Source organism: Bradyrhizobium sp. GCM10028915, from assembly GCF_042666195.1.
Classification (GTDB): Bacteria; Pseudomonadota; Alphaproteobacteria; order Rhizobiales; family Xanthobacteraceae; genus Bradyrhizobium; species Bradyrhizobium canariense_D.
This window is the reverse complement of sequence record NZ_JBHTFN010000046.1, coordinates 1-20,413: the sequence shown is the minus strand read 5'-3', so window position 1 is coordinate 20,413 and position 20,413 is coordinate 1. Positions and strand designations below refer to the sequence as shown.

General features: G+C 61.5%; 19 protein-coding genes. 11 read left to right on the top strand and 8 right to left on the bottom strand.

The window, feature by feature from the left end:
- Positions 1 to 3: 3 nt before the first annotated feature.
- The 4 genes from ACFQX9_RS27650 to ACFQX9_RS27635 form a co-directional block, all read right to left on the bottom strand.
- A complete protein-coding gene (locus tag ACFQX9_RS27650) occupies positions 4 to 1,011 on the bottom strand; it encodes an ABC transporter permease (protein ID WP_085352707.1) in 1,008 nt (335 codons plus the stop codon).
- On the bottom strand, positions 1,008 to 2,012 hold the full coding sequence (locus ACFQX9_RS27645) for an ABC transporter permease (protein WP_018459499.1): 1,005 nt from the start codon (positions 2,010 to 2,012) through the stop codon (positions 1,008 to 1,010). Before ACFQX9_RS27645 ends, ACFQX9_RS27650 begins: the two co-directional genes overlap by 4 nt.
- The gene (locus ACFQX9_RS27640) at positions 2,005 to 3,489 is read right to left on the bottom strand and encodes a sugar ABC transporter ATP-binding protein (protein WP_085357358.1); all 1,485 of its coding nucleotides are present in this window, start codon (positions 3,487 to 3,489) and stop codon (positions 2,005 to 2,007) included. Before ACFQX9_RS27640 ends, ACFQX9_RS27645 begins: the two co-directional genes overlap by 8 nt.
- Positions 3,490 to 3,591: 102 nt before the next feature.
- A complete protein-coding gene (locus ACFQX9_RS27635; RefSeq protein WP_007608730.1) occupies positions 3,592 to 4,593 on the bottom strand; it encodes an autoinducer 2 ABC transporter substrate-binding protein in 1,002 nt (333 codons plus the stop codon).
- 688 nt (positions 4,594 to 5,281) lie between these two features.
- Between ACFQX9_RS27635 and ACFQX9_RS27630 the strand changes: the two genes are divergently transcribed.
- The 4 genes from ACFQX9_RS27630 to ACFQX9_RS27615 all read left to right on the top strand — a co-directional run bounded on the left by ACFQX9_RS27630 (position 5,282) and on the right by ACFQX9_RS27615 (position 10,081).
- Positions 5,282 to 6,412 carry a sugar ABC transporter substrate-binding protein gene (locus ACFQX9_RS27630; protein ID WP_377791124.1) on the top strand — a complete coding sequence of 377 codons (1,131 nt, stop codon included), beginning with the start codon at positions 5,282 to 5,284 and terminating at the stop codon, positions 6,410 to 6,412.
- Positions 6,413 to 6,478: 66 nt separating this feature from the next.
- Positions 6,479 to 8,020 (top strand): sugar ABC transporter ATP-binding protein, encoded by a 1,542-nt coding sequence (locus tag ACFQX9_RS27625; protein ID WP_018459503.1) that lies wholly within the window; start codon positions 6,479 to 6,481, stop codon positions 8,018 to 8,020.
- A complete protein-coding gene (locus ACFQX9_RS27620) occupies positions 8,013 to 9,125 on the top strand; it encodes an ABC transporter permease (RefSeq protein ID WP_377791123.1) in 1,113 nt (370 codons plus the stop codon). Before ACFQX9_RS27625 ends, ACFQX9_RS27620 begins: the two co-directional genes overlap by 8 nt.
- The gene (locus tag ACFQX9_RS27615; protein ID WP_018459505.1) at positions 9,122 to 10,081 is read left to right on the top strand and encodes an ABC transporter permease; all 960 of its coding nucleotides are present in this window, start codon (positions 9,122 to 9,124) and stop codon (positions 10,079 to 10,081) included. The genes ACFQX9_RS27620 and ACFQX9_RS27615 overlap by 4 nt, the downstream gene beginning before the upstream one ends.
- Positions 10,082 to 10,325: 244 nt before the next feature.
- On the opposite strand, the gene ACFQX9_RS27610 is transcribed toward ACFQX9_RS27615, so the two are convergent.
- Positions 10,326 to 11,225, bottom strand: coding sequence for an SMP-30/gluconolactonase/LRE family protein (locus ACFQX9_RS27610; RefSeq protein ID WP_085352711.1), 900 nt, complete (start codon positions 11,223 to 11,225; stop codon positions 10,326 to 10,328).
- 199 nt (positions 11,226 to 11,424) lie between these two features.
- On the opposite strand from ACFQX9_RS27610, the gene ACFQX9_RS27605 reads away from it, so the two are divergent.
- On the top strand, positions 11,425 to 12,450 hold the full coding sequence (locus ACFQX9_RS27605) for an aldo/keto reductase (RefSeq protein WP_018459411.1): 1,026 nt from the start codon (positions 11,425 to 11,427) through the stop codon (positions 12,448 to 12,450).
- 189 nt (positions 12,451 to 12,639) lie between these two features.
- Here the strand turns inward: ACFQX9_RS27605 and ACFQX9_RS27600 are convergent, their stop codons facing one another.
- Positions 12,640 to 13,443 carry a DeoR/GlpR family DNA-binding transcription regulator gene (locus ACFQX9_RS27600; RefSeq protein ID WP_204510883.1) on the bottom strand — a complete coding sequence of 268 codons (804 nt, stop codon included), beginning with the start codon at positions 13,441 to 13,443 and terminating at the stop codon, positions 12,640 to 12,642.
- Between the two features lie 233 nt (positions 13,444 to 13,676).
- Here ACFQX9_RS27600 and ACFQX9_RS27595 point away from each other — a divergent pair, with 233 nt between their 5' ends.
- From ACFQX9_RS27595 to ACFQX9_RS27575, 5 genes are read left to right on the top strand one after another with little or no spacing between them, the layout of a single operon-like run.
- The gene (locus ACFQX9_RS27595) at positions 13,677 to 14,696 is read left to right on the top strand and encodes an ABC transporter ATP-binding protein (RefSeq protein ID WP_247391186.1); all 1,020 of its coding nucleotides are present in this window, start codon (positions 13,677 to 13,679) and stop codon (positions 14,694 to 14,696) included.
- 58 nt (positions 14,697 to 14,754) lie between these two features.
- Entirely contained in the window at positions 14,755 to 16,008 is a 1,254-nt protein-coding gene (locus ACFQX9_RS27590; protein WP_085395994.1) for an ABC transporter substrate-binding protein, read from the top strand.
- A gap of 57 nt (positions 16,009 to 16,065) precedes the next feature.
- Positions 16,066 to 16,974, top strand: a complete 909-nt coding sequence (locus ACFQX9_RS27585) for a carbohydrate ABC transporter permease (protein WP_094183382.1) — start codon at positions 16,066 to 16,068, stop codon at positions 16,972 to 16,974.
- Positions 16,971 to 17,780, top strand: a complete 810-nt coding sequence (locus tag ACFQX9_RS27580) for a carbohydrate ABC transporter permease (RefSeq protein ID WP_085352716.1) — start codon at positions 16,971 to 16,973, stop codon at positions 17,778 to 17,780. The genes ACFQX9_RS27585 and ACFQX9_RS27580 overlap by 4 nt, the downstream gene beginning before the upstream one ends.
- Positions 17,780 to 18,619, top strand: a complete 840-nt coding sequence (locus ACFQX9_RS27575) for an endonuclease/exonuclease/phosphatase family protein (protein ID WP_085385585.1) — start codon at positions 17,780 to 17,782, stop codon at positions 18,617 to 18,619. Before ACFQX9_RS27580 ends, ACFQX9_RS27575 begins: the two co-directional genes overlap by 1 nt.
- Positions 18,620 to 18,796: 177 nt before the next feature.
- Here the strand turns inward: ACFQX9_RS27575 and ACFQX9_RS27570 are convergent, their stop codons facing one another.
- Positions 18,797 to 18,934 (bottom strand): hypothetical protein, encoded by a 138-nt coding sequence (locus tag ACFQX9_RS27570; protein ID WP_018459404.1) that lies wholly within the window; start codon positions 18,932 to 18,934, stop codon positions 18,797 to 18,799.
- A 37-nt stretch (positions 18,935 to 18,971) separates the two neighbouring features.
- Positions 18,972 to 20,075, bottom strand: coding sequence for a DNA topoisomerase IB (locus ACFQX9_RS27565; RefSeq protein ID WP_247409098.1), 1,104 nt, complete (start codon positions 20,073 to 20,075; stop codon positions 18,972 to 18,974).
- 107 nt (positions 20,076 to 20,182) lie between these two features.
- Between ACFQX9_RS27565 and ACFQX9_RS27560 the strand changes: the two genes are divergently transcribed.
- Positions 20,183 to 20,413 (top strand): hypothetical protein (locus tag ACFQX9_RS27560; RefSeq protein ID WP_377791122.1); only part of this gene is annotated, 231 nt, incomplete at its 3' end.

Genomic DNA, 20,413 nt, shown 5'->3' with positions numbered 1-20,413 from the left:
CGGCTACCGCGGCGCTTTGCCGGCGACATGAGGAACCGCCGCGACGGCAATCAAGATTCCACCCCAGATCGCTAGCGTGAGGAATTGGCTGAGGTTCAGAAGGTTGAATGCCGAGGAGATCACCTGAAGGATGATCAACGCAAGCAATAGCCCGCCGACTTTGCCGAAGCCGCCAAACGGATCGATGCCGCCGAGCACGGCCGCGAGAATGGTGACCAGCAGATAGCTCTCGCCGTATGCCGCGTTGGCCGAATTGAAACGTGCCAACATGACGACCGCCGCCACGCCCGCGAGCAAGCTGGAAAATAAATAGAGTTTGAGGAGGACGGCGCGGGTATTGACGCCGGAGTAACGGGTCGCCTTCTCGTTCGAGCCGATCATGTAAACCTTTGCACCGAACGGCGTCGCGTTCAGCATGAGCGCGACGGGCAAGGCGCAGAACGCAAGTACGATCAGAGCAAAGGGTACCCCGAAAACCGTTCCGTTGCCGATAAACACAATCGGCTCCGGGAATCCGGAGATGACGTTACCGCGCGACAGGCCGATCGCGAGACCCTTGCAGAGCGTCATCGTGCCGAGCGTGGCCAGGATCGGCGAAACGCCGAGATAGGCGATGACAAAACCATTGAGGAGGCCGACCAATGCAGCCACTGCAAATCCTGCAGCGATCGCAAAGACCTGAATGCCGACCCAGGCAAGGCCCTGGCTCCCCGGGATGTAGCGCGTCAGCAGGAAGGCGATGGTCAGTCCGGACAGATTGGCGGTTGCGATGATGGAAAGGTTGAGTCCACCAGATAGCAGGGCCAGCATCATCGCCAGTGAGAGGATGCCAAGTTCGGGCATCTGGAAAGCCATGGATTGCAGCGTGTTGACCGAGAAGAACCGATCGCCGATCGTGATCGCGAACACGACCCAGAGTGCGAACAACAGCAGGATGAGGGTGGCGACTGTGCCGCTGCTGGCGAGACCGACCATGCGCCGGCGAAGCGAGAGGGCAGGGGCGTTGCTCATCGGGGCGCGCTCCGGGTTCGCCGCTCGCGCTGCGACCAGGCGGTCGCAGAGACCGAAATGAGAATAACCAAGCCGACGAAGAACGGCGACCAGTAGGACGAAACGCCCAGCAAAATGATTCCATTTTGGAGTACCGCGAGCAGTGTCAGGCCCAAAAACGTGCCGAAGACCGTGCCGACGCCGCCCATCAGGCTGGCGCCGCCGAGCACGACGGCAGCGACCACATCGAGTTCCTTGCCCACCAACACCGTCGGGGCAACGGACTGCGCGAGTTGTGCCTGAATCAGGGAGGCGATTCCGGCCATGACACCCATGTAGCAATAGACCAGTATATTGAGGCCGAAAATGTGGAAGCCGAGCCGCTGTGCGGCGTCGGTATTGCCTCCCATGGCATAGATTTGCCGGCCGATATTGGTTCGGTTAAGCAGGAGCCAGGTGACGAGAAATGCCAGCACGAGCGCGAGGATCTGCAGATTGACACCGTACGAGCTATCCTTGCCCCATTCGAACTCGAACCAGAATATTCCGGTCGCAAACCAGTCGGGCAACGAATAGATGTATTTGCCGCCGGTGAAGAAGATCAGAAGCCCATAGAAGATGTTCAGCGTCGCGACCGAAACGATGATCGATGGTATTCGAAGTTTCTGGATGAAAATCGCGTTGAGGGCACCGAGCGCACCGCCAATTCCAATCGCGATGGCGAAGACGCCGATCCAGTTCGCCCCGTAAGCATTGGCAAGCGAAAGTGTGACATATTGCGCCACCGACGCGGTCGCGGTGAATGAGATGTCGATTCCACCGGCGATCAGGACGACCAGCAGCCCGAGCGCTAGGATGCCGACAAATGCATAGGAGGTCAGCAGATCAAACAGATTCTGCATGGTCAGGAATTGGGCGTTCGCGAAGCCCAAGCTGGCGCAGAGCCCAAGGATGACTATCAGCAGCCAGAACTCATGGCTGCGACGAAACCTGCCGAATGATGCCATGTGCGATTCAGGCATTGACGGCCTGCCCAAGCGCATCTTCGGAAGTGGCTGCGGCAGGCACGTCGGTTGTCAAACGACCATCCCGCATCACCAGGACGCGATGACTATGATAAAGGACCTCGGAGATTTCGTCCGATATCATCAAGACCGCGACGCCGTCGCGGGCCAACCGCCGGATGATTTCGTAAATGCCGTCCTTGGCGCTGATGTCGACGCCCACCGTGGGGCTATCGAGGATAAGCACCCGCGGATTGGTCGCCATCCATTTGGCGAGCACGACCCGCTGCTGGTTGCCCCCGGAGAGCGTCTTCACCGGGTTGGCGGGATTGGAGACCTTGATCCCGAGTTCAGCAACCCACCGAGCGACATGGGTCTGTCGCGCGCGTGCGGCAATCAGGCCGAACGCGCCAGCCAGACGATCCAGCACCGCAAGCGTGACGTTCGCCGTGACGGACTGATTCAGGATGAGACCAAGCGTAAGCCTATCTTCGGATACGTAGGCGATCCCTCGATTGATCGCCTCTGCATTTGTACGGAGGGCGATGGGCCGCCCGTCAAGTGCGATAGTGCCGCGATCGGGCGGCTTCATGCCGAACAGGGATAGCGCCAATTCGGTTCGCCCTGAGCCGAGCAGACCGGTGAGACCCACTACTTCGCCCGCGCGCAACTGCAAGCTTACATCCTCATACTCGCCCTCGCGGCCCAGGCCCTTAACTTCCAGCACAACCGGGCCAGCGGCAAGCTCAGGCGCCTGTATCTGATACTCGAAGGACTTGCCAGTCATCAGCTGGCTGAGTTTCCGCCCATCGATTGTGTCTGCGGCAAAAGTACCGACTTTGGCGCCATCCCGCAGCACCGTTACGCGCTGGGCGATTTCAAGCACCTCATCGAGACGGTGGCTGACGAAAACGACGCAGATGCCGGCACGCTTCAGCTCGCTTACGAGCGCGATCAGGGCGTTCACCTCGTGGCGGGTCAACGATGCCGTCGGCTCATCCATAATCAGGAGTTTGGCATCCGCAGCCAAGGCGCGGCAGATCGCGACCAGCTGGCGTCCGGCAATGCTGAGCTCTGACACTTTCGCGTCCGGGTCGAACGCAACGCCGATCTTTGCCATTGTGGCCTTCGCGGTGGCGCGCATTGAGGCCCAGTTCACCGAATGGAGGCCGCCAAGATGGTGCGCCATCGCGATATTCTCGGCGACGGTGAGGTTGGGGAATAGCGAAAGATCCTGGTAGATGACCTGAATGCCGCAATGCGTGGAGTAGACCGGGTTCAGTTTAGGATATTCCTTGCCGGAAATTGCGATACGGCCGCCAGGCTCCGCTGCCTCGACGCCCGAAATGATCTTGATCAGGGTGGACTTGCCGGAGCCGTTTTCACCGACCAGGCAATGCACCTCGCCGACTTCCAGAGTGAGATCGACGTCGCGGAGCGCGTGCACGCCGCCGAAGCGCTTCGATATGCCGGACATTTCCAGGAAAGTCACCAAAGGTTCGCCTGCAATGGAGTCGTGCGATCACTCGAGTGGTCCCGCATTCCCGACCGGAAGGGCCGGGAATGCAGCGCGACGAGGCGACTAAACCGGTCCGGCCTAGAGCCCTCCCGCGATCAGACCGTCGATGGTTTCCTTGTTGATGCGCATGATCTTGTCCACCTTGATCTGCTTTCCTGCAACGTCGACGGCTGCCTTGCCAAGGCCGGGTACATCGACGCCATCCGTGATCGGCTTGCCATCGAGCACGAGTTTGGCCACCGCGACCATCGCGTAACCCGCATCGGTGGGATTCCACAGAAAACCCTCGCGGATCGTATCATCCGCGATAAGCGACTTCGCCTGGCTTGGCAGTACAGTGCCGACAACGGCGATCTTCTTGCCAAGACGTTGCTGACGCACAGCATTTCCGGCCCCGATTGGTCCGTTCGAACCGAAGCCGAGAATACCACGCAGGTTGGGATAGGCCTTGATCACGTCAAGCGTCGTGCGCTGGCTGGTGTCGATCTCGTCGGCGCCAGGGAAGCGGTCGGCGACGAGCTTCATTTTTGGAAAATTTTTCTGCTGGTAGGCAATCGCGGCATCGGCCCATTTGTTGTGAAGTGGCGTCGTAAGAGTCCCGACATAAACCACATAATCACCTTCGCCGCCCATGTCCTTGGCGAGACGTTCCATCTGCACCTCGCCGAACCGAACGGAGTCGATCAATTCCACATTCCAGTCACGGCCTTCCTGTTCCGGACCCTCATGCGTGATGACCTTGATTCCGGCGGCCTGGGCGCGCTTCAGTACGGGCTCGCAGACTTTTACATCAAGCGGCACCAAGCCGATCACGTTGACCTTCTTGGCAATCAGATCCTCAAGCAGCTTTACTTGCTGTGCCGGATCGACGTTCGCCGGGCCAACCATAGTGGCATTAATGCTGAAATCCTTCGCACCCTTCTGGATTCCCTTTTCAAGTGCGTTGAACCACGGAATTCCCGCGATCTTCACGACCGTGACCATTTCCTTTTGGGCTTGCGCAAAGGCAAAGCCCGGAAAACCGGCACCGGCCAACGCGGCCGTACCACCGATCAGCTTGAGCGTCTGGCGTCTGTCCATTGTTCCCTCCCAGGAAACGATCTTGGATTCCGCACCCTTGACCTGACAGTCGCTGGGTGGGGCAGTCGAGCCTGTTCTTGCTTGGGGGCAGAAAGTGTTGCCTGTCCAACCGCAGGACCTTGAAGGACATTAGAGACCGGCGCTTCAGAACGTGTCAAGCAAGTGACATGTTCGCCAGCCACCGTCGCGGTGCGATACCTGATCTCGCCGTCGAGCTGCTGAGTGAGGAGCTGCGAGCGATCGGCGTTGCTACAGCCATTATCTTAGCGGAGGAGCGCCAGGCCGCCGGACGAAAGCAAGTAGTCCCAGCCTCTGGTTTTCAAAACCCGGCTTCAGCAAGCGGGCTTCGTTCGGCTTCGCGTAGCGATTCACACTTTTCCCTGAGTGTCATTTTTTTCGTCACGCGCGTGGATGCCACCATGAAAGCCCGGCCATCGCCAGCTTCGCCGTTGCACAATCCCTTGCCGCCCACGAACATCCGACTGTCATTGTTACGTTTTCTGCTTCCACAATTGCCGTCGGTTTGGCCGTGCGTTCAGATCGTGTCTCGCGCCGGAGCGTCCGCCCTCGGCTTGTCAGCATCGCAAGCTGCGTGCCATCCTAGCCCGACACGCGCATGGGAAGGTCAATTCCCGGCATGGCTACGCGCCGCGTTAGGGTGGAACACAAACGCTCAGGGAGACACGACATGGTGTGGACGCTTCGTCTGGCGGGGCTGGCTTGCGCCGGCTTGCTGTTGTCATCGGTGAGTGCTCTGGCAGGTCCAAAGGTCGTCTCCGGTCCCGGCGCCGACCCCGCCTGCTTCAAGCCGTGGTCGTCCGAGACCAAATTCTTTCAGTGGCCCAAGAAGGCGGGCCCCTACAGAATCGCGCTGGTCAACGGTTTTGTCGGCAACACCTGGCGCATCCAGATGGTGAAGACTGCCAAGGCTTTCGCCGATCAGCCGGGTATCAAGGAGAACATCAAGGAGTTCAAGGTTGTTTCCACCGGGACCGATGTCGCGGCGCAACTTGGCGCGATGGAGGATTTCATCAACCAAGGCTTCGACGCAATCGTTACCATTGCGGTAGCTCCCGACGGTTTTGATCGCATCATCCGTCTTGCCGACAAGAACAACGTCGTGGTGGTGCCGTTCGACAACGTCCTCGACACCGACAAGGTGATGATGGTCAACGAGGACCAGACGGAAATGGGCCGCATGTCGGCCAAATGGCTGATCGACGAGAGCGGCAAGAAATCCGGCGACATCCTCGAAGTCCGTGGCCTCCCGGGAAACTCCGTTGACCGCGACCGTCATCTCGGTTTCCGCGAGGTAATAGAATCGCCCGGCAACAGCTTCAAAATCACCGAGGTGGTTGGTAATTGGGACACCGGCACCTCGCAGAAGGTGACTGCGGATGCGTTAGCTGTGCATGGTCATTTCGACGGAGTATTCACCCAAGGCGGATCCGACGGCACCGTGCAGGCACTGATGGCTGCCAAGCATCCCTTTGTGCCGATGTCGGGCGAGGGCGAAAACGAGTACCGCAAACAGATTGCCGATCACGCCAAGGACGGACTAAAGGGAATGTCCTACGGCCAGTCGCCGGCGCTGGTGGCGATCGCGACCAAGGCGGCGATCTCGGCGCTGCAGGGCAACATTATGCCGCAGCTGATCTCGATCCCGATTCCAGTGGCGACCTACAAGGATCTCAAGCCGGGCACGAATTACTGGCCCGAGCTCAATGCCAACTTCTTTGCGCCGAACCAGTTCACACCGTGCGGCGTGAACTTCACTGCACCGGAGATCATGTCGCAGAGCGAGAAGAACACCCAGTGACGGCTCCAGCGATGTCTCTGTCACGGCCCGGCATTCGCCGGGCCGTCGTTGCGTGAAGGCCCGGCCATGCCGGCTGCCGATCCGACGCAATCCGCCTTCCTGGAGCTTGCCGGCATCTCCAAGCGCTATGCCGGCGTTCGCGCGCTTGAAGGCGTCGACTTCGCCTGCGAACGCGGCAAGATTCATGCCGTGCTGGGCGAGAACGGCGCCGGCAAGTCGACCCTGATCAAGATCATTGCCGGTGTGGTGCAGCCCGACAGCGGTCGCATGCGCCTCGCGGGGAGCGAGGTCAGCTTCGCCACGCCGTCGGCGGCGAATGCGGCCGGTGTCGTCTGCATCTTTCAGGAACTATCGCTGATGCCCGACCTCTCGGTCGCGGACAACATCTCCATTGCATCCCCGCCGCGGCGGTTCGGCCTGATCGATGCGAAGGCGCAGCGCCGCCGCGCCGAAGAGCTTTTGTCCGAGATCGGCTGTGAGGACGTCAACCCCCTGAGGCGCGTGCGCGATCTGCCCCTATCGAGGCGCCAGGTGGTCGAGATCGCGAAGGCGCTCGGCAAGCGGCCGCAGTTGCTGATCCTCGACGAGGCGACATCGGCACTGACGAGCGCCGATGTGGAGAAGGTTTATGCGATGCTGGCGCGGCTCAAGGCCGAGGGCGTCGCAATCCTGTACATCTCGCACCGCATGCACGAGGTCGAGGCGCTCGCCGACCGGGCCTCGGTGTTTCGCAACGGCCGCCATATCGAGACCTTCGACAAGGGGAGGCGTTCGACCGCCGATATCATCCAGCTCATGATTGGGCGTGACATCGCGGCCCAGTATCCGCCCAAGCCGGCGCGAAATGCCGCGAAGCCGGTGCTGGCGCTCGAGAACCTGTGCTGGGAGAGGCAGCTCGATCGCATTTCACTGAGCATCGGCGCCGGCGAGATCGTCGGGCTCGGCGGTCTCGACGGGCAGGGCCAGAAATCCCTGTTGCTTGCGCTGTTCGGTGTTTTGCGCGGTGTCACTGGTCGCCTCACGGTGGCAGATCGCGAGGTACGTCCCGGCTCCCCGGCGGCGGCAAAATCGGTCGGCATCGCACTCGTGCCTGAGGACCGCAAGACCGAAGGACTGATGCTGCCGATGTCGATCGCAGACAATCTTGCGATCGCATCGCTCGACGCGCTTTCGACTGGCCCATTCATCGATACCGGGAAGGAACGCACCGCGATCCAGCGAGCCATCGCGAGGCTGCAGATCAAGTTGGACGCCGCGAGTGATGCGGTCTCGACGCTGTCGGGCGGAAACCAGCAGAAGGTCGTGCTCGCCAAATGGCTGATGACCGATCCGCGCATCATCCTGCTCAACGATCCCACGCGCGGAATCGACGTAGGCACCAAGCAGGAGCTCTACCGGCTGATGCGCGAACTCGCCGACCAGGGCGCCGCAATCCTGTTCTACTCAACCGACTATGACGAGCTGATCGGCTGCTGCGACCGCGTCGTCATCATGTATGACGGCCGCATCGTGCGCGAGCTCGAGGGCGACGACCTCACCGAGACCAACATTGTCGCAAGCTCCCTGAATGTCGACACCGATACCGCAGCGAGGGCGGCGCATGCTTGACGATCTCGCGATCAGGATCCGCCAGAACATTGGTCTGGTCACCGCCATCCTGTTGTTCTGTGCTCTCTACATTTTCTACAACGCCGCGCATCCCCGCGGCTTCTCCTCCGCCGTGCTGGTGCAGAATGGCGACGAAATCTTTGCGCTCGCCATGCTGGCGATGGCGCAGACAGTGCCGGTCTTAATGTCGGGCCTTGATCTCTCCGTCGGAGCGGTCATGACCGTGGTCGGCTGCTTTGCAAGCTACCTCCTGACCGGCGCGGCAGGTGGTGCGCCGCTGCATCTCGACCTGTTCGGCGTGCATCTCGGCCTCGGCACCTTTCCGGGCGGCGTGAGCGGCATTCTGCTCGGGATCGCCGTGTGCCTTGTGATCGGCGCGGCTGCCGGCTTTATCAATGGTTGCGTCGTCGTCTATGGGCGCATCCAGCCGATCATCGCGACGCTTGCGACCGGCGCGGTCTACATCGGCATCGCGCTTTTCCTGCGTCCGACCCCGGGCGGCAAGATCGATGTTGATCTGAACTGGGCGCTGACTAACTCGCTCGGCGATTTCGCCTCGACCGTGCACATCTTCGACGATGGCGCGGCTGCCTGGTTTGCGCCGTTCGCCTGGATCCCGGTCCCCTTCGTGCTTCTCGTTCTCATTCCGCTGCTGGTATGGGTGCCGTTCCGCCGCTCCGTTCTCGGCCGCGCCGTCTATGCGATCGGCTCGGCCGAGGGCGCAGCTTATATGTCCGGCCTTCCGATCGAGCGCGCCAAGATCGCCGCCTTCACGCTCGCGGGCTTCTTCGCCGGCTGCGGCGGTCTCTTCCTTGCTATCCAGACTTCGTCTGGGAATGCGGACATTCCGCAGGCCGGCGCCTATACGCTCAACTCGATCGCCTCCGTGGTGATCGGCGGCACTTCGCTGCTTGGCGGAACCGGCAGTGCGATCGGGGCGATCTTCGGCGCTATGGTCTTGCGCGTGATTTCCTTCTTCTTCCGCATCTTCGACATTGCCCCTCTTCTGCAGCCGCTGTTCGAGGGCGTGATCCTGCTCGCTGCCGTCAGCATCGGCGCGTTGGGTATGCTGCGCGTCAAGAACACGTTGGAGCTGTTTCGATGACGGCGGCCTCATTCAGCCTCTCGCGCGACGATCGCCCGATCCTGATTGCGGCGGTGTTCATCGTCGTCATTCTCGTCGCGGGTACGGTTTACACATTCGCCCGTTTCGGCAGCGCTCCCCTGTTGTCTCCGGCCTATCTTCTGCAGCAATTGCAGATCGGTGCGTTCCTCGGGATCGTCTCGGCCGGCATGATGATCGTGATCCTGATAGCGCAGATTGATCTGTCGGTGCCCTGGACGCTCGCGGCCGCGGCCATGATGGCGACCTCGGTCGGCGGTCCTCTCGCAATTCCGGTCGGGCTCGGGGTCGGCGTTCTGGTCGGGCTCGTCAACGGCGTCGGGGTCGCGTATCTGCGGGTCCCCTCGATGATCTTTACGCTGGGCGTGAATGCCGTGATGCGCGGCCTGATGGTCGCGCATACTGGCGGCTACGCACCTCAGACCGGGGCGACCGACCTGATGCGGATGCTGGCGGGCGATCGTACGCTCGGCATTCCCAACGCGCTGTTCGTCTGGGCCGGGGTGTCCGTGCTGGTGGTCGTGATCCTGCAGCGCATGTCGCTCGGCCGCTACATCTACGCCATCGGCAACAAGGAGGCGGCGGCCTATCTCGCCGGCGTCAACACGCGCCGCGTCACGGTGGTCTGCTTCGTCCTCTGCGGCCTTGCTGCCGCGCTCGCGGGCGTGCTGCTCGCCGGCTATTCCACCAAGGCCTACCAAGGCATGGGAGACGCCTATCTGCTGCCCTCGATCGCCGCCGTCGTGATTGGAGGCACCAACATCCTCGGCGGCCGCGGCCGCTATCTCGGCACGCTGATCGGCGTCGTCCTGATCGTGCTCCTGAACAGTGTATTGTCGATCATGGAGATGCCGGAGGCGGGCCGCCAAGTGATCTATGGTCTCGTTATCATCTTCATGCTGCTCGTCTACGGGCGGGGCGAACGCGTCACGAGCTAGATGGCCAGCCTAAGGTGGCCCGCCTTCTTTACAAATTGGAAATCATCGTAAATCAAAATTTTAGCGAAACGAACTGCCTTGCTCGACACAGTATCCGCGAGCTCAGAGACCGGCAAGTTCGGATCGCGCGCTATCGAGGAACTTGAATCCGATCTGCAGGGCGACGAGGGCACCGACGGCCGGCGAAAGCGCGGTCAGAACGGCTGAGGATGGCGCCGCACGCCGCCCCGCGCCGCCTTTTCCCTTACACGGCCGCGCGCGTATTGAGGAAGATCGAATACAGCGATGTCTGTCCGCAAATGTAGAGACGGTTGCGCTGCGGACCGCCGAAACAGACATTCGCCACGATCTCGCCGATGGGAATGGTGCCGATATGTGTCCCGTCGGCTGCGTAGCAGAACACGCTCCGTCCCGCCGACGTCCAAACGTTGCCATGGATGTCGCAGCGAAATCCGTCGTAGAGGCCGTCGGGGCAGGTGGAAAACAGCGAGGGCTCAGCGACCTTGTTTCCCCGGACCTTGTAGGACCAGATCGTCGCGGGCAGCCCGTCGACGTGGGTCGCGCCGGTATCGGCGACATAAAGCAGCTTCTCGTCTGGCGAGAACGCCAGCCCGTTCGGCTGCACGCGGTCAGAGACGACGAGGCTGATCTCGCCGCCCGCTGGATCGATCCGATACACGTGGGAGGCGCCAATCTCGGATTTGGTCTGCTGGCCCTCGTAATCGCTGTCGATGCCGTATGTCGGATCCGAAAACCAGATCGAGCCGTCCGATTTCACCACGACATCGTTGGGCGAGTTCAGCCGACGCCCTTCGAACTGCTCGGCAAGCACCGTGATGGAGCCGTCATGCTCGGTCCGGGTGACGCGGCGCATGAAGTGCTCGCAAGTGACGAGCCGCCCCTCGTGATCGGTCGTGTTGCCGTTCGAGTTGAAGCTCGGCGAGCGGAACACCGACACCGATGAATCCGTCTCGTCGAAGCGCATCATCCGGTTGTTCGGAATGTCGGACCAGATCAAATAGCGGCCGGCCGGAAAGTAAGCGGGTCCTTCGGCCCAGCGGCAGCCGCTGGTGAGTTTTTCGAGATTGGCGTGACCAAAGACCAGGCGAGCAAAGCGTGCGTCGTGCGTAACATAGGGGAGCATCGTTCCTCCTCGTTGCCGCAGGCCGTGAAGTGCCCGCGTGCCGGTTCCGCTTTTCTTAGCAACCCGAATGTATGAGCGGAATAGTCTTGTACGAGACCCGTAATCCTCGCGTTGACACCTGACGGCAAATACATACGCTGCGCGTCGCTGCAATGAGACTAGCGCGGATCGAGGCGCGGAGAAGGAAGAGCAATCCACCATGGTTTCGCAATCGGCTTTGCCGCGCCGCACACTTGGCCGGACCGGTCTCGAAGTTTCCATCCTCGGGTTCGGAACCGCACCGCTCGGCGATCTCTTTCTCGAGCTCGACGACCACACTGCAATTGCCGCAGCGAGCCGTGCCTTCGAGCTCGGCATCAATCTGCTCGATACATCGCCGCACTATGGCAACGGCCTGTCGGAGCATCGCTGCGGAACGGCGCTCCGGCGCGTGCCGCGCAAGGATGTGGTGCTTTGCACAAAAACTGGTCGCTGGATGGATCCGTTTCACCAGCCGGAGACTCGGTCCGGATTTATTGGTGGACAGCCGCACCGAGCCGTCGTCGACTATTCCTATGATGGCACCATGCGCTCGGTCGAGCAGTCGCTGTTGCGGCTTGGCACCGACCGGATCGACCTGTTGCTGATCCATGATGTCGATGTGTGGACCCACGGTAAGGACGCGATCGAGGATCGGTTTCGCGAAGCGATGTCCGGGGCCTATGTAGCGCTGGACAAACTTCGTTCCGAAGGTGTGGTCGCGGGCATCGGGATCGGCGTCAACGAGGCGGAGATGTGCGTGCGCTTTGCGCAGGCCGGGTCCTTCGAGGTGATGCTGCTCGCCGGGCGTTATTCGCTGCTGGAGCAGCCAGCACTCGAGGAGTTCATGCCGCTGGCGCTGAAGCAGGGCATCGCGGTGCTGCTTGGCGGCGTGTTCAATTCGGGGATTCTGGCGACGGGCGCCATCAAGGGCGCCAAGTACAATTATCAAGACGCACCGCCGCAGATCCTTTCGAAGGTTGCTGAGATCCAGCGTATCTGCGCAGCTCATGACGTAGCGCTGCCGACGGCCGCTCTACATTTTGCGCTGGGTCATCCCGCGGTCGCGAGCGTGGTTCTCGGGGCGCATAATGCGCAGGAGGTCGAGCGCAATGTGGCAGCGCTGACCACCACAGTGCCGGGCGCGCTCTGGAGCGATCTCAAGGCCGCGTCCCTGCTGGAATCGGAAGCGCCTGTTCCGAGGTAGACCGGATGAACACGCTTGAATTGGTTCAAGCCGAGGGCTCGGATCACCGGGAAAACAGCTCCCCACCGCTCGAGCTCGCCCCCGTAGGTGCGCGGCACGTGGGACTGGCTCAGTGCCGATTGCGGCGCGGATTGTCGGCCGTGCGTTGAAGTCCGCGATCGATCTGAGCAAGGGAGTCTATGTTGTCCGCTAGGTATGGCCAAGGCGTTCGAAATCTGCGCGGGCGTCGCGGGCCGTGTGGATCAGACCGCCATACCTGTCCGCGATTGGCTTAAACGATCCAGGCAATCGATCATCGATGACGAGATGGTGGCAGTCGTCGAGATGGCCGCCCCGGACCGTCGCATTGCGACCGAACTTGGTGATGTCGGCCACTAGCACGGACGTTCGCGAATTGGCCACAATGGATTGACGCGCCTTGACTTCATCGGCATGGAAATCGAGCAGCGTGCCGTCCTCATCAATCCCCCCGACACCGAATATACCAAAGTCGGCGCGGAAACCCGCGAAGAAGCGCGCAGCCGACTCGCCAATGATATCGCGATCGAGTTGCCGCAGCGTGCCGCCCGCGATGCTGATCTCCACGTCCGGATTGTGCGCGAATGCTGCGGCCACGTTCAGGCTGTTGGTGATCACCCGCAGATCCCGACGGCGGGAGAGCGCCTGCGCGACGTATTCGGGCGTCGTGCCAAGTCCGATCATCAGTGACGTCCCGTCAGGGATGAGGTTGGCGGTCGCGTGCGCGATCCGCCGTTTCGCGCTGGCGTTTAACCTGTGCCTGCTGCCATAGGCGAGGTTCTGGTTCTGGACCGGGAGGCCGACCCCGCCATGCACCCGCCGGAGCAGGCCCTGGTCGCAGAGTGCATTCACGAGGCGGCGAATGGTCTGCTGAGTGACATCGAAACGCACCGCGAGCTGCTCGATGGAGGCGAAGCCTTGCTCGCGCACGATCTCTAGTATGTGGGTCTGACGGGTCGTGGCGGTCCTGAGCATAGGCCCTCCGTTCTCAACGAAAGTATCATTTGAACTCCAAGGACGCAATTTTCTGGTTTCATATGGCGTTACGCTATGTTCAAATGAACATCGTGGTGGCTACGCCGACGAATGCGCGTGGCACGAGGGAGGGCGCATGGACCGGTCTGTCTGCGGTGAGCGGCCTTGCATGGGTCCGTTGCAGCCAGCCGTCGCCAGCGGCGTAGCCGCATCACGGTGAGAGCGAACAGGCCATGTCAGCGATCACGCTGAGTCATGTCTCCAAGTTCTGGGGCGCGATGCGCGCCGTCGATGACGTCAGTCTGACAGCGAACGAGGGCTCGCTACTTGTGCTGCTGGGACCGTCCGGCTGCGGTAAGTCGACCACGCTGCGGCTGATCGCCGGGCTTGAGGATGCTGATGCCGGTACGATCGCCATCGGCGGCGTCGACGTGACCCATCTGACCCCGGCGCAGCGGAATATCTCCATGGTCTTCCAGTCCTATGCGCTGTTTCCGCATTTGAGCGTAGCCGAGAACATCGTCTTCGGACTGCGTGTGCGTCGCGTGTCGCGCGCGGAACGAGACGAGCGGCTCCGGCGTGTGGCCGAGATTGTTGGCCTTGCGCATCTGCTTGAACGCAAGCCGTCGCAGCTATCTGGCGGCCAGCGCCAGCGGGTTGCACTGGGACGAGCCATCATTGCGGAAGCGCGGGTCTGCCTCATGGACGAGCCGCTTTCAAATCTGGACGCCAAGCTGCGGCATGAGATGCGGACGGAGATCCGCGCCCTGCAACAGCGGCTCGGAATGACGATGGTCTACGTGACCCACGATCAGACCGAAGCCATGACGATGGCGGATCGCGTCGTGCTGATGCGCGATGGTCGTATCGAGCAGAATGGCACACCAGAGGAGCTATATAACCGGCCGGCGACGGCATTCACGGCGCGGTTCATCGGCACGCCGCCGATGAACCTGTTGCGCCAGGGTGATCATCTCATCGGCATCCGGCCGGAGCATATCCGCATCGTGTCGGGCGGGGACCGTTTTGCGCGCGTCAGGGCGATCGAGCATCTTGGGGCCGACAGCATCGTTCTGTGCGAGGTCGATGGTCAGCCCATCTCGGTGCGGCTCGAAGGTTTCAGCAAGGTTCGGCCAGGCGAGGATGTCCGGATCGCGTGGGAACCCGGGCTCGAGCATCGGTTCGATTCAAGTTCGGAAACTCGCTTGGAGACCATCGTCACAGAGGGCCAGCGGGCGATATCCGGTCGATAGCAGCGGCTGTTTCAAACGCAGTAACGAAGGAGATTGTCCCATGTTTGCGCGACGAACGATGTTGATGGCAGCGGCGTTTGCCGTACTCTCGATGGCCGCACGCCCGGCCGCCGCGGTGGATCTGACCATGTACTATCCGGTCGCGGTCGGCGGTCCCGTCACCAAGATTATCGACGACATGGTCTCGCGCTTCGAGAAGGACAATCCCGACATCAAGATGACGGCGGTCTATGCCGGCAACTACACGGATACGATGACCAAGGCGATGACTGCCATGAAGGGCGGGCAGCCGCCGCAATTGTCGGTGTTGCTGTCGACCGACGTGTTCACGCTGATGGACGAGAACGCGATCGTGCCGTTTGACGATCTCGTCGGCGACAAGGCCTGGTTCAAGGAGTTCTATCCGGCGTTCATGGCGAACGGGCAGATCGACGGCAAGACCTGGAGCGTGCCGTTCCAGCGTTCGACCATCGTGCTGTACTGGAACAAGGACGCCTTCAAGGAGGCGGGCCTTGATCCCGAGAAGGCGCCGGCGTCCTGGGACGAAATGGTCGAGATGTCGAAGAAGCTGGTCAAGAAGGATGGCGGCAACACGACGCGCTGGGGCATCGAAATTCCCTCGACCGGATATGCCTACTGGATGCTGCAGGCGCTGGCGATCGAGAACGGGCAGAAGATGATGAACGAGCCCGGCAACGAGGTCTATCTGACCGCTCCGAAGACGGTCGCTGCCCTCGAGTACTGGGTCGACCTGTCGCGCAAGCACAACGTCGCTCCGGCCGGCAGCATCGATTGGGCGACGCTGCGCAACGATTTCCTCGAAGGCAAGACGGCGATGATGTGGCACACCACCGGCAATCTGACGGCGGTCAAGGACGCCGCGAAATTCCAGTTCGGTGTGGCCATGCTGCCGGCCAGGGAGCGGCGCGGATCACCGACCGGCGGCGGCAATTTCTACATCTTCAAGAGTGCGTCTCCCGAACAGCAGAAGGCGGCCGTCAAGTTCATTCAATGGATCACGGCTCCGGATCGCGCGGCCGAATGGAGCATGAAGACCGGCTACGTGGCAGTGTCGCCGGCCGCCTACAAGACGCCGACGATGGAGGCCTACGCAAAGGCCTTCCCGCAGGCCACAGTTGCGCGCGATCAGCTGGAGCATGCGGTGCCGGAGCTCTCCGTTCATGAGAACGGCCGCATCTACAAGTTCGTCGGAGATGCCGTGCAGGCCGCGATCACGGGCGCGCAGAAGCCGCAGGAGGCGCTGGCCGCCGCGCAACAGCAGTCCGACCGCGTCTTGCGCGCCTACAAATAGGGACGTGGCGGGATGGCGCGCCACCGCCATCCCGCCGGCTCACAGATGTCCGACTCCATGGTCTCATCGCCAATAGCCCCGCGCCGTGCCCGATCGCAAGCGTGGTGGAACACCGTGAATGCCTGGCTGCTGCTGCTGCCGGCGGCCGTCCTGCTACTCGCATTCACGCACTTTCCGATTCTGGCGACGATCCGGCATTCGCTGTTCGTCACGCGCCGCAATGGCACGGAGGCCTTCGTCGGGCTTGACAGCTATCGGTCCATGGCGGCCGATCCGATCTTCTGGAAGGCGCTGGTCAATAATTTCTGGTTCGCGCTCGGCACGATCCCGACCTCGATTGCCCTGGCCCTGGTGATGGCGATCTGGGTCAATCGCAACATACGCGGCCGCGGCTTTCTGCGACTGGCCTATTTCACGCCGACCGTGCTGCCGATGATCGCCGTCGCCAATATCTGGCTGTTCTTCTACACGCCGGATTACGGGTTGCTGGATCAGTTGCGCGGCCTTTTCGGTCTCGGTGGCTGGAACTGGCTGGGCGATCCCTCGACGGTGATGAGCTGTCTGATCGTGATGGTGATCTGGAAGGAGGCCGGCTTCTTCATGATCTTCTACCTGGCGGCGCTGCAGCAGCTCTCGCCGGACCTCGAAGAGGCCGCGTCCATCGAAGGCGCGAGCCGGTGGTACACGTTCCGCCGGATCACGTTCCCATTGCTGATGCCGACCACGTTGTTCGTGGCGATCAACGCAGTCATCAACTCCTTCAAGTTGGTGGACCATCTGGTCATCATGACCAAGGGCGGTCCGAACAACGCCAGCACGCTGCTGCTCTACTACATTTATGAGGTTGCCTTCACCTTCCAAGATTCCTCTTACGCGGCAACGCTGACGGTTGTGCTTCTGATGCTGCTGAGCTCGGTTGCGCTGATCAAGTTCGGTTATCTCGATCGCAGGATCCACTATCAATGAGAGGCCGGACACGCCCCATTGAGGCCGTCGCAGCATGGCTCCTGGCTTTGATCTGGCTTGCCCCATTGGCCTATGCCTTTTGGAGCGCGCTGCATCCGGCCGCTTACGCCACGTCGTTCAGCCTGTCCGCGCCTTGGACGCTGGAGAATTTTGCCCGGGCCTGGAACCAGGCGCCGTTCGCTCGGTACTATCTCAACACGGTGGTGCTGGTGACGCTGATCCTGGTTGGTCAGCTCATCCTGTCGACGCTGGCCGCCTATGCCTTTGCGCGCTTCAGGTTCAGGGGCAGCGGCATCGCTTTCGCCCTCGTTCTGCTCCAGCTGATGATCATGCCCGACGTCCTGATCGTCGAGAACTACCGCGCGATCGCCAAGCTGGGATTGCTCGATACGATCCCTGCGATCGCGCTGCCCTATCTCGCGAGCGCCTTCGGCATCTTCCTGCTGCGGCAGACCTTCAAGGGGGTGCCCCAGGAGTTGGTCGAAGCCGCGCGGGTCGAGGGAGCGGGTCCGCTCGGAATCCTGTGGCGGGTCTATGTCCCGCTGGCTCGCCCGACCTATGTCGCCTTTGGCCTCGTCTCCGTCAGCTATCACTGGAACAATTTCCTGTGGCCGTTGATCGTCACGAATTCGGTGGAAGCGCGGCCGCTCACCGTGGGGCTTGCCGTGTTCGGCGCGCCTGAGACCGGCGTGGATTGGTCAGTGATCACGGCGGCAACCGTGATGACGATGGCGCCGCTGCTGATCGCGTTTCTGCTGTTCCAGCGTCAGTTCGTCCAGTCATTCATGCGTGCAGGCATCCGTTAATGAGACTTCTCACCTGGAACATACAGTGCGGAAAGGGCTGCGACGGCGTGACCGATCTGGCAAGGATCGTTGCCGTCGCTCGACAGACGCTCGATGCGGACGTGTTCTGCTTCCAGGAGGTGAGCGCGAACTTCTCGAGATTTGGTGATGGAGCGGATCAGAGCGAACAGCTGGCAGCCCTTTTGCCCGGCTACTCCGCAATATTCCGGCCCGCGATCGAAACTGTCGATCCTGATGGCAACCTCCATCGCTTCGGTAACATGACGCTGTCGAGGTTGCCGGTGCTGCAGATTGCAAACCATCTGCTGCCATGGCCCGCCGCAGCCGCGGTGCGGAGCATGCGCCGTCACGCCCTGGAGGTGACGGTTCAGGCCTCGTTTGGCGTGGTCCGCGTCGTCAACACGCATCTCGAGTTCCATTCGGCCGGCCAGCGCGAGGCACAGATCGCTCGCCTGCTGGATTTGCAGGAGGACGCGTCAATGAGTCCGAAGCAGGCCGGCTCCCGGCACGATGAGCCGTATGAAAGTCAGACCGTCGCGGCGTCGAGCCTGCTGTGTGGTGATTTCAATTTTGACGTTGCCGACCCTCAGCACGCATTGATTGCCCGATCTGGCCGGCCTGGTCTGGCGTATCGGGATGCATGGACCGCCGATCGTCCCGGCCGCGCGCGTGCGCCGACTTGCGGAATCTACGACCGCGCGCAGTGGGCCGAGGGGCCCGACTGCCGCGACTTCATTTTCGTGACGGAAGATTTGACCGGCTACGTTCGCAGCATCGAGGTCAACGAAGCGACGGATGCATCCGATCACCAACCCATTGCAATCGAAGTTTCGGAATAGAGGAATAGAGGAATAGAGGAGCTACTAAAAAGTTGTCGTTGCAAGGGGGGCTTCCTCGGTCTACATCGCGATACGTCTGAACTCGGTCAAACACGCCACGATGAACGCGACGGCGGCTGACCCCAAAGCCCCGCCTGAATTTATGCACTCTGGCAGGTGGGCCAACACGTGATTGATTCAGAAGGCGTCCAATGCCCTTTTACGTTTGGCCGAAAGCGCGAAGGCGGCAAGCAAGCCGACAATAACAAGCACGCCGGCCAGCTTCTGTTCGCCTTCGACAGCTTCCGGCACCTGCCGAGGCGTGCGCGCAAGCATCGAGGAGGACGCGGGCGTCCGGAGACTGGTACGCGAGCTAGGCGGGCGCCTTCAGAGAATTGAGACGCTTGCGGAGAAATGCCAGCACCACGATCTCGTCGGGAGTGAGCTTGGCGTACTGGCGCTTGAACTTCTGCGCGATCTTGGCATCAATCATCTTCACGAGGTCACCAGACATGTAGGCGTTCAGGACTTCCGGGTGCACGTAGCACTTGCGGCAGATCGCCGGTGTGTTGCCGAGCTGCTTCGAGACGCTTTCGATGGCGGCGACGACGTTGCGCTTCGCCTCGGCCTGGCTATCGTACTTCTTGAATTCGGTCAGGGCCAACGCTGCCAGAACCGTTCCCGCCCAAGTCCGAAAATCCTTGGCACTGAAGTCCTCGCCCGTGATATCCTTGATGTAGGCGTTGACGTCGCCGGAATCGACGGTGCGGGGCTGTCCGTCGTCGTCCAGGTACTTGAAGAGCTCGTGTCCGGGGATCTCCGCGCAGCGCTTCACGATCGCGGCTATCCGCTTGTCCTCGACGCGAAGCTTCCACTGTTTGCCCGACTTGCCCGTAAAGTCGAACCGAAGGACGCCGCGCCCGACCGCGACGTGCTTGCGGCGCATAGTGGTGAGCCCGTAGGACTTGTTTTTCTCGGCATACTCGGCGTTGCCGACCCGGATCAACGTCTTCTCCAGAAGACTGGCGATCGTGGCCAGCACCTTCTCGCGGGGCAGTCCGTCCCGCTTCATGTCGGCGGCGACCCGCTCCCGCAGCGCTGGCAGCGCGGCCGCGAACTGGATGATGTGCTCGTACTTGTTCTGGTCGCGCAACTCGCGCCATTTTGCGTGGTAGCGGTACTGCTTGCGGCCCCGCGCATCGAGCCCGGTTGCCTGGATGTGGCCGTTCGAAGACGGGCAGATCCACACGGATTCGTAGGCCGGCGGGATGCCGATTGATTTGATGCGTCGGATGACGGCGGCATCGGTGATGCGCTTGCCGTCCTTGTCGTAGTAGCTGAAAGTGGTTCCAGTCCGCTTGCGCGTGTACCCCGGCGCGGAGTCGCTGACATACCGGAGGCCTTCTTCCGCGATGGTGGCCGCGACCCCGGCGGTGCGGTCCAGAACCTCTTCTTCGTTGCTGGTTTGTCGGAGCATGGGCCGGTCCCTCGGAAGCACCCTGGGATCGAGGCTCCACTCATTCTAAAGGGATGAAGACACCGGTTGGTTCCGCTCGGAGGTCGGTGGACGCGAGGTGTGGATCAGTGGCCCTCCAGAACAGCGGGACCTCAGATGGAGAGCCGGTCCGGTTCTTTCGACAAGGTGTTGCGCAGTCGATGACGGCATGGTCTAGCTTCAGACAATCGCCACAAATTTCACCGACACGCTTCCCGCAGTCAATCTTCAGGAAGGCCGCCATGTCCCAGTATTCACTCGATGAATTGCGGCGGCGCTATGTCGTCGAGAAAAGACCGCTCGAAGCCAGCATCGAGCAG

Bases quoted from the DNA above. Each gene is read 5' to 3' on its own strand.
- ACFQX9_RS27650 (WP_085352707.1), bottom strand. From the start codon at position 1,011: ATGAGCAACGCCCCTGCCCTCTCGCTTCGCCGGCGCATGGTCGGTCTC.
- ACFQX9_RS27645 (WP_018459499.1), bottom strand. From the start codon at position 2,012: ATGCCTGAATCGCACATGGCATCATTCGGCAGGTTTCGTCGCAGCCAT.
- ACFQX9_RS27635 (WP_007608730.1), bottom strand. From the start codon at position 4,593: ATGGACAGACGCCAGACGCTCAAGCTGATCGGTGGTACGGCCGCGTTG.
- ACFQX9_RS27630 (WP_377791124.1), top strand. From the start codon at position 5,282: ATGGTGTGGACGCTTCGTCTGGCGGGGCTGGCTTGCGCCGGCTTGCTG.
- ACFQX9_RS27625 (WP_018459503.1), top strand. From the start codon at position 6,479: ATGCCGGCTGCCGATCCGACGCAATCCGCCTTCCTGGAGCTTGCCGGC.
- ACFQX9_RS27620 (WP_377791123.1), top strand. From the start codon at position 8,013: ATGCTTGACGATCTCGCGATCAGGATCCGCCAGAACATTGGTCTGGTC.
- ACFQX9_RS27615 (WP_018459505.1), top strand. From the start codon at position 9,122: ATGACGGCGGCCTCATTCAGCCTCTCGCGCGACGATCGCCCGATCCTG.
- ACFQX9_RS27610 (WP_085352711.1), bottom strand. From the start codon at position 11,225: ATGCTCCCCTATGTTACGCACGACGCACGCTTTGCTCGCCTGGTCTTT.
- ACFQX9_RS27605 (WP_018459411.1), top strand. From the start codon at position 11,425: ATGGTTTCGCAATCGGCTTTGCCGCGCCGCACACTTGGCCGGACCGGT.
- ACFQX9_RS27600 (WP_204510883.1), bottom strand. From the start codon at position 13,443: ATGCTCAGGACCGCCACGACCCGTCAGACCCACATACTAGAGATCGTG.
- ACFQX9_RS27595 (WP_247391186.1), top strand. From the start codon at position 13,677: ATGTCAGCGATCACGCTGAGTCATGTCTCCAAGTTCTGGGGCGCGATG.
- ACFQX9_RS27590 (WP_085395994.1), top strand. From the start codon at position 14,755: ATGTTGATGGCAGCGGCGTTTGCCGTACTCTCGATGGCCGCACGCCCG.
- ACFQX9_RS27585 (WP_094183382.1), top strand. From the start codon at position 16,066: ATGGTCTCATCGCCAATAGCCCCGCGCCGTGCCCGATCGCAAGCGTGG.
- ACFQX9_RS27580 (WP_085352716.1), top strand. From the start codon at position 16,971: ATGAGAGGCCGGACACGCCCCATTGAGGCCGTCGCAGCATGGCTCCTG.
- ACFQX9_RS27575 (WP_085385585.1), top strand. From the start codon at position 17,780: ATGAGACTTCTCACCTGGAACATACAGTGCGGAAAGGGCTGCGACGGC.
- ACFQX9_RS27570 (WP_018459404.1), bottom strand. From the start codon at position 18,934: ATGCTTGCGCGCACGCCTCGGCAGGTGCCGGAAGCTGTCGAAGGCGAA.
- ACFQX9_RS27565 (WP_247409098.1), bottom strand. From the start codon at position 20,075: ATGCTCCGACAAACCAGCAACGAAGAAGAGGTTCTGGACCGCACCGCC.